An 11,899-nucleotide genomic window follows, 5' to 3' on the forward strand; every position below is an offset into this window, starting at 1 on the left:
GATGAAGCAAATGAAGCGGAAAGCGGCAGGTCGCGTGCATGGATTCAACCACAAGCGCTCTCAGACGAAGCGAATGTCCAAGGCCGCCAGAAGCACCAACCGCATCGGTTCGTGGCGCAGCTATACGAAAATGAAACAAAGCGGCGGGAAGCGGCTCTCGCATTCCAGACGGAGATTCGTTCGGTTCCATTCGGATAAGCGAACACACGCCCACCCATCGTCCGGTCAGGCAGCAGCGGACCGCCGGACATCGGTTCCGGTGGAATGGCTCCGTGCCGCAACTGAGGCAGGGCATGCCGATGGAAGGGAATATGCAGGCGCTTGTGAGACGCCATCCAGCGTTCGGCGAGCCAATGTCATTCGCCGCATGCAGACGCATTTCTCCCACTTTTCAGAGCGATATCAACCTATTGCTGTAGCTTATAACCAGGTGAAGGCATTAGCCGCAGCATATCACGAAGGTTTTACCGTTCCCTTTTTCCCGCAAGCGAAGGATGCAGTTCTTCTCCCGACGACGAAGACGATGGACGTGGTGGTCACCGCATGCAATGAAGAGAACAGCATCGCAACCGTCATGAAGGAACTATCCCGCTTGCCGTTAGGTGAAACGATTGTGGTTGTTAACGGCTCGACAGACAACACCTTGCATGCTGTCCGTCAGTCTTCCGACGAGGCGACGGTTATTCATTATCCGGAAGCACTCGGTCATGATGTCGGACGTTCGATCGGCGCAAAACTATCGCGGGGTGACATCGTGCTGTTTGTCGACGGAGATTTTGCGATACCTGCAGAAGAGCTGGGTGCTTTTGTGTGGGCGGTTCATACCGGGGTGGACGTGGCTTTGAATGATATCGGTCCGTTCCTGCACAACTTCGATAAGCAGGACGGAATTACGCACTGCAAGCAGTGGTTGAACCGTAGCTTGGGAAGAGATGACTTGTATGCGAATTCCATGACAGCCATCCCGCATGCTTTAAGCCGCAAGGCTCTTGATACTATCGGTTTTCAAGCATTGAGCGTGCCTCCGAAGGCTCAAGCGCTCGCCATGGCCCGCGGCCTCAATGTACAGTCGGTCCATACGGTGGATGTCATCAACAAGAACCGCGTTCGCGATACGAACGTAGGAGCAGTCAATCCTGTGGCTGCGCTTATTCTGGGGGATCATCTGGAGGCGCTTCGGGCTTTAATGGACGAAGGAGCGTCCATGCTGCGCAGTGACCAGCAACGTGAACGTATTGCGCTGAGGAGGAATAGCATATGACGGCACCGTATCGCTCTCAGATGACAAGCATCATCATTCCTACGCATAACCGTCTGGCGCTCCTGCGAGAGTGTGTTGAAGCGATTCAAGAACATACGGCCGTTCCTTATGAAATCATAATCGTCGACAATGGTTCTACTGACGGAACAATAGATTTCTGCCTGCAACAGAGCCTGACTTTCGTCTCACTGCCGGACAATCGCGGCTTTCCTGCTGCGTGCAACAGAGGGCTTCAGATTGCTTCCGGAGAGCAACTGTTATTGTTGAATAATGACGTCGTAGTGTCTTATCGGTGGTTGGATAATCTGTTGGATGCATTGTACGAGACGGATGTGATAGGGATCGTCGGTCCGACTACAAATTATGCTAGTGGAAAACAACAGGTCAGCTATCCATATGATGATATACAGCAATTCCATCGATTAACCCGCTCGGTGAACGCGCCTGACCCGGCCAAGCGCCAGCGCGTGCAGCGAATTGTCGGCCTCTGCTTTTTGTTCAAGCGCCAGTTGCTGCATACCGTAGGACTATTTGATGAACGATTCAGCCCCGGCCATTACGAGGATGACGATTATTGCTATCGCGCTCGTCTGCAAGGCTACGAGTTGACGTTATGCGGTGATGTTCTCGTGCATCATTACGGCAGCGCCAGCTTTCGCGATCACGGGGAACAAGCGTTGAAAGAGCTTATAGGACGCAATTATGACCGTTTTGTAGAAAAATGGAATCTGAATCCACATTTGTTCATGTAAGGAGGGAGAAGGATTGAAAGGAATCATTCTGGCGGGAGGCACTGGCACCCGTCTATATCCATTGACTAAGCTAATTAACAAGCATCTGCTGCCAGTAGGGAAGCATCCAATGGTAAGCTACGGCATTGAACGTCTTCGCACGGCAGGCATCAAAGATATATTTATGGTCATTGGCCGATCTTCTGCTGCATTATATACCGATTACTTCGGCAGCGGGAGAGCGCACGGCGTTCATGTAACTTATGCCATTCAGGAGGAAGCGGGAGGCATCGCGCAAGCTCTGTCTTTGGCAGAACCCTATCTTGCTCCAGGCGAGAAATTCGTCGTGCTGCTGGGAGATAATCTATTCCAAGACGACTTGACTCCTTATGTGAAGGCATTCCACGAGCAGCCTCAAGGGGAAGCGCGCGTACTGTTGAAGCACGTCCACGATCCACGCCGGTATGGTGTTCCCGTATTTGATGCTGCAGACAAGGAACGCATCAAGCGAATCGAAGAGAAGCCGAAGCATCCGCAATCCTCGTATTGCGTTACCGGGATATATATGTACGACACCGACGTGTTCAATCATATTCATTCGATTGTTCCGTCTGCGCGAGGAGAACTGGAAATTACGGACGTGAACAATTGTTATGCTCAAGCTGGCAAGCTTCAATATGATATTATGCAAAATTGGTGGATTGACGCCGGGACTTTTGAATCGCTGCATGAGGCGGCCATTCAACTTCGGGGGGTGCACCTGTGAGAAAGCTGCTTGTCACTGGCGGGATGGGGTTTATCGGCAGCAACTTCATCCTGCACATGCTATCTCGCTATGATGATCTGCACATTACGAACATCGATGCGCTCACCTACGCTGGCAATCCAGATAATTTGTCAGACATCGCTCATTCGGACGCTTATCGCTTTGTTCGGGCAGATATAACGGATGCAGAGCAAGTGGGGCGTATATTTGCCGAGAATCCGTTCGATGGAGTCGTTCATTTTGCTGCAGAATCTCATGTAGATCGCAGTATTGTCCATCCAGAGGCATTCGTGCGTGCCAACGTGCTGGGAACGTTCCACCTGCTAGAAGCGGCAAGACGCTATGAGACACCGAAATTCATACATGTATCGACAGATGAAGTGTATGGGACATTGGGAGATACCGGGTACTTTACGGAACAATCACCGCTCATGCCCAACAGCCCTTATTCGGCAAGCAAGGCAGGCTCTGATCTGTTAGCACGCTCCTACGCACAAACCTACGGATTGCCGGTCATCATTACCCGCTGCTCGAACAACTACGGACCAAGACAGTTCCCCGAGAAATTGATCCCCACTATCATATTGCGCGCGCTTCATGACGAACCGATTCCGATATACGGTGACGGTACTCATGTGCGGGATTGGCTATACGTGATGGATCATTGTGCAGCGATAGATGCGGCATTAAGGCGAGGGATAGCGGGTGAAGTGTACAACATTGGCGGACATCATGAACGCACCAACCTCGAGGTGACGCGCATGGTGCTGCAGGAGTTGAGGAAGCCTGAGTCCTTGATTACGTTCGTGGCGGACCGATTAGGTCATGATAAACGGTACGCCATTGACCCGGCGAAGACGGAACGAGAACTTGGCTGGCGTCCAGGCAAGGAGTTAGAGCAGGGAATGAAGGAAACGATTATGTGGTATGTAACGAATCGGAGCTGGTGGGAACGCGTCCGTTCCGGCGCTTACCTCGAGGGACGCTGAACCGGCATCTTTGGCCGAACGGCACCGTAAGGGCCATGAGGATGAAAAGGACGGTGAACGCATGTCAACGACAACGACGCGGAAGGCGCAGATTGTGCCGGCCCCTCCTGCTCTGCCTGCGAAGCGTCGCAACAAATCGGCAGCTGCATTACGCTTCAAACGCAGAACATTGCCAGAACGTCTGAGCACGCGGCGAAAGAAACAGTTAAGCAAACGGGGGAAAAAGTGGATGCGGAAAAAGCAGCCGCGTCCGGTTATTGAAGCTCCGTCTGAGCCTCCTGCGCCAACTATTGATGTGGAAGCGGTGAAGCGGACCTCCTATGAAGATGGATTCCGCAAAGGTAAATATGAAGGCGGTGAAGCTTTTCTAGCCCGCCTTATTCCCGAAGATATGATACTTCCGGACATTCCGGTAGAGCACGTCATTGCACTCGGATTCGAACAAGTCAGGCATTTGCTGCAGCCGCTCATCGCTCCGTTAACCGTGTATGTCGAAATGCAGCAAGCGCTTGAGCAGCGAGCTCCATTATCGGTCGTTCGGTTGGGGGACGGTGAATTGCTCGCTCTGGCGCACGATAAAGTGCTGTCGTCTAATTTGGTGCGTAAAGAAGCACCCTTTTTAGGGTATGCCGGGATAGATGTCCCTGACCATGAGTACCGTGAGCAATTGGCTGAATCGGTACGGAAAGCCACCTTCGTCGGCGTGCCAACCTCCCGCATGCCTAATTTCCAGGGACTGCTTTATCCAACCTTGCGCGCTTACGGAATGCAAACCCGTCAAATGCGTCTTACTTACTCCATAGTGAACTATTTGTTGGCGCAGCAAGGGCACTTGCTTCAACTGATGCAAGGACGCAGGGTGCTCATTGTCGGGAATACAGGGCCGGAATTGGCGGAGGTGCTGAGCCAGCGCGGCATAGCTGTTGCCGGGGTCATTACACCGGTCATGGGAGTTCGTGATGTTCCTCGCATCTTGCGTGAGGTGTCACGGCATGACTATGATTTGGCACTTATTGCTGCAGGCATTCCTGCCGTTATCTTATCGCAGCGCATTGCCGAGCAGTTCGGTAAAGTGGCACTCGATTTTGGCCATCTGGCCAATAAAATTGCCCGCGGCGAGGCTTCTTTGTAATTTCAGCCGACACGAGGATAACACAGCTAAGGAGGTGAGGCCTTATGGCCCGTAAACGGAGATCTGTACGCAAGCTGAAACTGCGCCGGCAGCGTTCTGAATCGTTTCCGCAGCCAATGTCTGAACAACAAACCAAGTACGAACGGCATGAACAAGGGTATTCGGTTGGGTATGCAGAAGGCCTGCGTGCCGGTCAAGAGCAGTACGGTGTTCCTTTTGAGGGCACGAGCATCGTCATTCCGACTTTTAATAAGGCGGATCTGTTGGAGCAGTGTATAGCGAGCATTCAAAAGCATACGAAAGTTCCGTATGAAATTATCGTAGTCGATAATGCTTCGACGGATTCCACCCCTCAATATTTGTATCGGCATATTAGTCAACTCCGGTTTCACATCCATGAAATCAATCGCGGATTTTCTGGGGCAATCAATACCGGATTGATGATGGCGAAGGGCCGCACGATATGTTTGCTTAACAACGATATTCTGGTGACCCCGAATTGGTTATCCAATCTGCTGAACTGTTTGGATAGCGACGCTAGTATTGGAATGGTCGGTCCGGTTACGAACTATATTAGCGGTGATCAGCAAATCCCGGTTCCGTATGAAAAGATAGAAGATATGTACGCTTTTGCGGCGAAGCATAACGTCCCCAATGCTGGGAAATGGCAGCGCATCGATCGCCTTGTCGGCTTCTGTCTCTTGTTCCGGCGCGAATTGTTCGAGGCAACGGGGTATTTCGATGAAGGCTTCGAAATCGGTAATTTCGAAGATGAAGATTATATCATTCGCGTCCGATTAAACAGGCGCAAGCTGATGATTGCCCGCGATACGTTCATTCATCATTTCGGCAGTGCCAGCATGAAGGCGTTAGGGGATAAGTTCCAAGAGGTAAACAATCGGAATGCAGCCTTCTTCAGCAAGAAGTGGGGCAATCCATACGATTGGATTCATCGGGTACGTGAGCGGAACAACGGTGCTCCGGCTGAGCGAAATCATGCTTATTATCCGACGCACGTCGCGGTCACCGGATTGACGGAGACGCTGTATTGGATCGAGCATGGAACCAAATACCCAATCCAGGGCAAGCTGAATATTCCCGTCGTCAAAGTATCCCAGCTCGATTTGCGGGGATGGGCTACCGGTCCGGTTATGAATGCGGCCACGGTCATTCACAAATGGAACGAGCGATCAGCTGCGGACGGAACGATACCGGACGGGGGCGTGTTTACGACTGAAACGGGGAGATGGTACCAACGTCAAGGGGATTCGTACCGGGAGTTGATGAGCGAGCATGCGGTTGCTCGCTGGCAGCTTAATGGGAAAATGACCGTTCGAACGGAGAAGGAACGGCAATCTTTACAAGAAGGGCTGCCCATTATGGCGGCTCCCGTCATCCAAGCGTACCATTTGTAATCGTTGGAGTATGCGTAAAGAGCCGTACGCATGCTCTTCTTTTTTATTCGATTAGTGCGCGTTTTGGGCGATTGGCCCGTTTACGTCTCCTTAGGCGTAGCATATGTTGTAGAAGGTAATGGCTGAATACGTCCGCAGGCTGCCGGCCATTCGTGTATCGGATTTGGGAGGTAAGACCATGCAACATATCGTTAGTGAAATTATCGTGCACATATCGAATTCACAGCAGCATATGGCTCGAGTATTGGATGCTAAGCGTCAAGTCGCGGTCCGCATGGCTCAAATCATTCACGCACTGCCGGATGTCCATCCTGAATTTGAGGGCATTAGTGGTCTGAAGGAGCAATCGGCCACTGTGACCAAGAACATTGTTGCTTATTTGAACGGTTTAGCGGAGCTGGAAGAAGCGATGGCAGAACAATTGCAGCACATTATGAAAGAATTGAACGATGATTCTGAGGAATAAAGCACAGTGTAAGGAGGATGGTGTCAGGTGAGCAGAGAGCGGTCCTACCATTTAATACTTGACGCTATGGCAAAAATGCAGTGGAACGTGTCCATGATACTTGAAGCGAAAGCGCTGGAAGCCGAAAAAACGCGTAATTGGTTATTGAACCATTTGACGGATAGCGCCTTTGTCACTCATAAAGATCAATTGAGTGATCCCTTGGAAGTTCACGAGCAAATCATAGAGGTCATCGACGGCTTGACGAAATTACAGCTCAGTCTCTCAAACAACATGAAGGCGGTGCTGGATCGCGGTAGCTCGGGTGGATTCGGAGACGGTACTGCGGACGGATCTTTCAGTGGAGAATTTGATTTGGGAGATAAGTTGTAATGATGCACAGGGAGCAGGAGCAGCGGGCAAGAATCGATATGATTCAAGCTATTGTGCGCAGTCAAACGGCTTTAGCTCGCATGTTGGAGCAAGTTGCGGATGTTGCGGATCATTCCGAGGCATCTGCAAAGCGAATAAAAGACAATATCCGCCTATTATCCGATTATCAGCTTAGCTTGTGCGGAATGATTACGGGTTGGCGTTCGCGCCAGCTAACCTTAGGAACTCCTACATCGCCATGGTTGCATCCAGCTTGTAAGCTGCAGCGCATCTTAACCCGAGGAGCACAGGAGGATGAATCTATTGAGAAAGGTCAAACGAGTACGACGGACCCGGATCGCGGGCAGACGTCGGAAGGCAACACTTCGAGCAGGAAGAGCATTGCGGCGGGGCGGAAAAAGCCGGCTGCTCTCGCGGCGGTCGCGTCTTCGCCGGACGCTGCGCTCCCAGCGGCGCCATAAGAAGCTTACGGCCCGCCGCAGAAGAGGATTGCCCAAATCCGAAGCCTCCAATGGGGCGTATAACCAAGGATTTAACGAGACGTATAATGATGGATTCAATGCTGGATTTGCCAAAGGATTTGAAGATGGGCATCAGATGGCATATTCCGGTCAAGCATAATTATATGAGGCTGTTTAAACACGAAGCATAGGCAGTCTGACGCTTGCGTTCTTTTCGCGGGTTGTCGGTCTGCCTTTTTGTTGCTCCATCATCATGAAATGGGGTTGGGTAACCGCCTTTTTTGAATCATAAGGATAAGCGTCCATGATGCATTTGCCGGGGCGGCATATGATGAAGCGTGTTAAAAACAATTTCATGGCGTTCTGTGCCGCTTGCGCCAGAAGCAGGGTGAACGAAGCATGAGAAAAGATCGCAATACCAAAAGGACGGGAATCAAGACGAATGCCTTTCGGAGCGGGTATTCAGAAGGGTATCGAATGGGGTTATGCGAAGCAACGGTTCAGCGTACGCCTAAGCCGCAGCTGTCTTCTTTCGATTTGCGAGTCCTTTACGTACCGCAAGGATTTGACGCAATTGACCGAGGCGTATGCGAGGCGTTAACGAAGCTTACTCGAGAATGCGCACAGGTGGAGCCCGCTCAGATGGCGGAAGCAGCAGAGAGGATGAAGCCTGATCTCGTACTTGTGATGAACGGCTTGCACGTGTATCCCCCGGAACATCTTGAGCATATTGGGCGGCTTCGCCAGATGGGGATGAAGACGGCAGTTTGGTTTGTGGATGACCCTTACTTTTCAGAAGATACGGCTGCTGCCGCTCCTTACTACGATTTCATCTTTACCCATGAGCGAAGCGGCGTTTCGTTTTATAAGCAGTTAGGATGCAATCGTGTGTTTCATCTCCCGCTTGGAGCGGGGATCTCCACCTTTCGTCCCTTGCGTGCCGAACCTGCTTATACGCACGATATTTGCTTTATCGGCAGTGCATTCTGGAATCGCGTGAACCTATTCGACCATATGGCGTCCTTTCTTGCTGACAAGAAGGTAATCATTGCGGGCGGACATTGGGAGCGATTAAGCCGGTATGCGGTTCTCCGTCCGCATATTCGTCAAGGCTGGGTACCGATTGAAGAAACGGCAACGTACTATAACGGCGCTAAAATCGTTATTAATGTACACCGGCCTGTCGAGCATGGTTCAGACAACCGCAACAGCCATCAGTTAGGCGGGGAGTCCATAAACCCGAGAACCTACGAAATATCGGCTTGCGGTACGCTGCAAATGACCGATGTGCGCAGTGAGCTTGCAGAAATGTATACGCCGGGCGTGGATATAGAGACCTTCAACTGTCCCGAGGAGCTCATGAGCAAGATTGATTACTATTTGCAGCATGAAACGATCCGGCAGCGAGTCGCAGTGCAAGGATTGCACACGACATTGCTTAAGCATACGTTCGAGCATCGCGTACAACGGCTGCTGGAAACATTCGTTAGCTCTTAAAACCACTGATGACCAAAAGGAGAGATCTCATGCGAACATTTCGTATACGGCGAAGAAGACGGATCCGTACGGGGGTGGTTCATCCGAGGGAGCATTCTCGCCGCCAAGGACGCAAAGCCGGTTTTGAAGGAGGCTACCAAGAGGGATATTTGCGAGGGCGAGCGGATTATATTGTGAATACGACACAAGCGCAGGTGTCATCTCGCCCCTTGCATGTCTTGTATGTTTCGACCGGAAAAGGATACCCATACTCTCCGTTGGATGAAGGCATCATCTCGACGTTCCAGGGGATGGTAGGCCAGCTGTCCGTGGCAGGACCACGGGACCCGGTTGCCGCAACGGCAGTCCAGCTTCGTCCTGATCTTGTCGTCGCCTTGGATGGAATGGATTTCCCAGCCGAGCAAGTGGATGAAATCCGCGCTCATGGCATACGCACTGCGCTATGGATTACGGACGATCCGTACTATACGAGCATGATGGCCGATATCGTTACGCATTATGATTATGTGTTCACACTCGAAGCGAACAGCGTTCCGTTCTATCAAGGGATTGGCGCGAACGCGCATTATTTGCCGTTCGCCGCCTTTCCGGGTCAATTCCGTCCCATCAAGACGAGATCTCCGCTCCGGCAAAATCTTACCTTTATTGGTTCGGCATATTGGAATCGGGTGAAGTCGATTGAACCGATTCTGCCGCAGCTGATGAAGCGCAACATCGTCATTTCCGGTCTCTGGTGGGACCGCCTTTCCGAATTCAGAAAATACGCGCATCAAATCCAACTCGGCCGCTGGATGGATCCACAGGAGACCGCAGCGTCGTATAACGGCACGAAAATCGTCATCAACATGCACCGTGCACATGATGACGATTCGGTCAATCAGAACTCCGCCAACATCACTGCAGCTTCCCCGAATCCGCGCACCTTTGAAATATGCAGCTGCGGCACTCTGCAATTGACCGACGTGCGCGATGATTTAGCCCGGTTCTATACACCGGGAGAAGAAATCGAAACGTATAGCTCACCGGAAGAGATGCTTGATAAAATCGATTACTATTTATCGCATGAGCAGGAACGCCGCGAGATTGCACTTCGTGGTTTGGCCAGAACATTGCGCGATCATACTTATGCGAACCGCCTTAATCAGATGTTAAGCATCGTCTTCGGATGATGGATCGCCCGGTCGATTACCGTCCGGGTTTGTTATGTCTGTGCGCCTTCTTATCGGGTTGCCAAAGGATTATTTTGGAGTGAAACGACAAGTAAACCGCTTACAACTGCCTCTTTCAAGTGAAAAGCTTCATTTATCTCTTCCTATCACGAGGGGATAAGCTTCAGTGAGCGTTGATGAGAAAATGAATCCATTGATGAAGAGAAAGAGCTGTTTTATATCCGGATTTGCGCCGGATTGCTTGTAACAAGCTTTCATTTCCATTTACACCAAGCCCGGGAAAGGGGTAAGATTCAGTTCAGCAGTATCAATGAAATCCGTTGCGTCTTATTCGCTGAATCCCGCTGTCTGGCGGGAACGGGGGAACCAAATGAAGCGGACAGAGCTGACTGGCAGGATGATGCCGGTATGGCCGTTCGCAAGGGGTGAATCTGGAAGCCAGGCAATTCGTCTGGTCCGGTAGGGGGACTCTTCGCCTCCGAATCCGTCAGCTAACCTCGTAAGCGTACGGAGAGAGGCGCGCCCGACTGTTAACTGTCGACGCACCTCTTTCTTCTAAAAGCAGGGCATCGGACACGACAGGAGGGAATTGAATATGTACGACGCGGACCGAATCATTACCGTGTTCGCACCGAATGCCATGGGCGTCGATTTCATTCGCCAGTTGAGAGGAGCAGGTCTTTCCGTTGCGGCTATCGCCAATAACGGTCGGCTTGTGAAGCGAATGGAGAAGCTGGGTGTCGCGCATGTATGTCGAGTCAACACGACTGATCCTAAAGAATGGAATGTACCCGAAGTGCCAGTGGGGCGCCTCTTCTTGTTCGAACAAAGCTTTGTTTTGTCGTGTCGACTGCTTCAAGTATGCCGGCAATGGTCTTGTGAGCCGATTACGCTAATAACGAAGCGTCATCACCCGCGTTCCATTTACCGGCTTCTCGGTGCGGATTACGTCATTTATACACAGTCGGATCAGGTCTCTTTTTTGTTATCGGAATTTATTCTGGCGGGCTCTCGATCGCAGTCACCCACCGCATGAAATCGTGTTGTTTATGAGAATGGGCGATCGCCAAATCTCTAGATTTCTCCACAGCCAAACTCGTCCTTGCAAGGGCGAGTTTTTTTGAGTTTACAGAATTCATAAAAATCGGAATAGAAGATGTTCAGAGCGCAGAACTCCCTTTCCTTTTTATCGAAAACATGTTGTCTGACTTCCGTGCAGTGGCCTTTCGCTCCATTCACCCGGAGAGCGTCGAGGATTAAGGCTCATACGGTTACGTATATCCTGCCATGAAACGGCCGATCACGATGGCGGTGAACAAGAATGTCAAAGGACGTACCGCCTCCTGATAGAAGGGGAGAATGAAGCAAGGGATCGAATGAAGCAAAGGATCGGATGAAGCGAATCACCGTCAGTTTGAACGCGCTATTTTCATGTATAAACTTTGTCTTTTGCAACTGATTGATGTCTTCTAATAATTCATAGATTCGGATTTCTACGGAACTGTATGGCGGCTGCTAGAGTAAACAGGAACTGGTAACGGACAAGTGGCTCTGTTTTTGTAAATTGTACGCTTGTATTAGGTTCAAATGTCGTGCCGATACCCGTCGTGGACTAATATACTGTAGTACCTTGGCAAAGG

At 51.0% G+C, this 11,899-nt stretch carries 12 protein-coding genes and 1 riboswitch; all 12 genes read left to right on the plus strand.

From position 1 onward, the window contains the following. Position 1: 1 nt before the first annotated feature. Positions 2 to 1,261 carry a glycosyltransferase family 2 protein gene (locus LQV63_RS12515; RefSeq protein ID WP_233696963.1) on the plus strand — a complete coding sequence of 420 codons (1,260 nt, stop codon included), beginning with the start codon at positions 2 to 4 and terminating at the stop codon, positions 1,259 to 1,261. Beyond that, on the plus strand, positions 1,258 to 2,013 hold the full coding sequence (locus tag LQV63_RS12520; RefSeq protein WP_233696964.1) for a glycosyltransferase family 2 protein: 756 nt from the start codon (positions 1,258 to 1,260) through the stop codon (positions 2,011 to 2,013). The genes LQV63_RS12515 and LQV63_RS12520 overlap by 4 nt, the downstream gene beginning before the upstream one ends. Before the next feature lie 13 nt (positions 2,014 to 2,026). Further along, positions 2,027 to 2,758 carry a sugar phosphate nucleotidyltransferase gene (locus LQV63_RS12525; protein WP_233696965.1) on the plus strand — a complete coding sequence of 244 codons (732 nt, stop codon included), beginning with the start codon at positions 2,027 to 2,029 and terminating at the stop codon, positions 2,756 to 2,758. Next, the gene (gene rfbB / locus LQV63_RS12530; RefSeq protein WP_233696966.1) at positions 2,755 to 3,747 is read left to right on the plus strand and encodes a dTDP-glucose 4,6-dehydratase; all 993 of its coding nucleotides are present in this window, start codon (positions 2,755 to 2,757) and stop codon (positions 3,745 to 3,747) included. The genes LQV63_RS12525 and rfbB overlap by 4 nt, the downstream gene beginning before the upstream one ends. Positions 3,748 to 3,808: 61 nt before the next feature. Further along, positions 3,809 to 4,879, plus strand: a complete 1,071-nt coding sequence (locus LQV63_RS12535) for a GT-D fold domain-containing glycosyltransferase (protein WP_233696967.1) — start codon at positions 3,809 to 3,811, stop codon at positions 4,877 to 4,879. A gap of 44 nt (positions 4,880 to 4,923) precedes the next feature. Beyond that, the gene (locus tag LQV63_RS12540) at positions 4,924 to 6,294 is read left to right on the plus strand and encodes a glycosyltransferase family 2 protein (RefSeq protein ID WP_233696968.1); all 1,371 of its coding nucleotides are present in this window, start codon (positions 4,924 to 4,926) and stop codon (positions 6,292 to 6,294) included. Positions 6,295 to 6,472: 178 nt separating this feature from the next. Further along, entirely contained in the window at positions 6,473 to 6,760 is a 288-nt protein-coding gene (locus tag LQV63_RS12545; RefSeq protein WP_019422454.1) for a hypothetical protein, read from the plus strand. Between the two features lie 27 nt (positions 6,761 to 6,787). After that, positions 6,788 to 7,132, plus strand: a complete 345-nt coding sequence (locus tag LQV63_RS12550) for a hypothetical protein (protein ID WP_019422453.1) — start codon at positions 6,788 to 6,790, stop codon at positions 7,130 to 7,132. After that, positions 7,132 to 7,593 carry a hypothetical protein gene (locus LQV63_RS12555; protein WP_233696969.1) on the plus strand — a complete coding sequence of 154 codons (462 nt, stop codon included), beginning with the start codon at positions 7,132 to 7,134 and terminating at the stop codon, positions 7,591 to 7,593. The genes LQV63_RS12550 and LQV63_RS12555 overlap by 1 nt, the downstream gene beginning before the upstream one ends. A gap of 399 nt (positions 7,594 to 7,992) precedes the next feature. Further along, positions 7,993 to 9,090, plus strand: coding sequence for a CgeB family protein (locus LQV63_RS12560; RefSeq protein ID WP_233696970.1), 1,098 nt, complete (start codon positions 7,993 to 7,995; stop codon positions 9,088 to 9,090). 29 nt (positions 9,091 to 9,119) lie between these two features. Then, positions 9,120 to 10,259, plus strand: coding sequence for a CgeB family protein (locus LQV63_RS12565; RefSeq protein WP_019422449.1), 1,140 nt, complete (start codon positions 9,120 to 9,122; stop codon positions 10,257 to 10,259). 322 nt (positions 10,260 to 10,581) lie between these two features. Next, positions 10,582 to 10,781, plus strand: a riboswitch (cyclic di-AMP (ydaO/yuaA leader). Positions 10,782 to 10,854: 73 nt separating this feature from the next. Continuing rightward, a complete protein-coding gene (locus LQV63_RS12575) occupies positions 10,855 to 11,295 on the plus strand; it encodes a hypothetical protein (RefSeq protein WP_233696971.1) in 441 nt (146 codons plus the stop codon). Positions 11,296 to 11,899: the final 604 nt, after the last annotated feature.

The organism is Paenibacillus profundus, assembly GCF_021369635.1.
GTDB classification, from domain to species: Bacteria; Bacillota; Bacilli; order Paenibacillales; family Paenibacillaceae; genus Paenibacillus_B; species Paenibacillus_B profundus.

What these genes read in the sequence shown, in the direction of transcription:
- LQV63_RS12515 (WP_233696963.1), top strand. Translation starts at nt 2, where the DNA reads ATGAAGCAAATGAAGCGGAAAGCGGCAGGTCGCGTGCATGGATTCAAC.
- LQV63_RS12520 (WP_233696964.1), top strand. Translation starts at nt 1,258, where the DNA reads ATGACGGCACCGTATCGCTCTCAGATGACAAGCATCATCATTCCTACG.
- LQV63_RS12535 (WP_233696967.1), top strand. Translation starts at nt 3,809, where the DNA reads ATGTCAACGACAACGACGCGGAAGGCGCAGATTGTGCCGGCCCCTCCT.
- LQV63_RS12540 (WP_233696968.1), top strand. Translation starts at nt 4,924, where the DNA reads ATGGCCCGTAAACGGAGATCTGTACGCAAGCTGAAACTGCGCCGGCAG.
- LQV63_RS12545 (WP_019422454.1), top strand. Translation starts at nt 6,473, where the DNA reads ATGCAACATATCGTTAGTGAAATTATCGTGCACATATCGAATTCACAG.
- LQV63_RS12555 (WP_233696969.1), top strand. Translation starts at nt 7,132, where the DNA reads ATGATGCACAGGGAGCAGGAGCAGCGGGCAAGAATCGATATGATTCAA.
- LQV63_RS12560 (WP_233696970.1), top strand. Translation starts at nt 7,993, where the DNA reads ATGAGAAAAGATCGCAATACCAAAAGGACGGGAATCAAGACGAATGCC.
- LQV63_RS12565 (WP_019422449.1), top strand. Translation starts at nt 9,120, where the DNA reads ATGCGAACATTTCGTATACGGCGAAGAAGACGGATCCGTACGGGGGTG.
- LQV63_RS12575 (WP_233696971.1), top strand. Translation starts at nt 10,855, where the DNA reads ATGTACGACGCGGACCGAATCATTACCGTGTTCGCACCGAATGCCATG.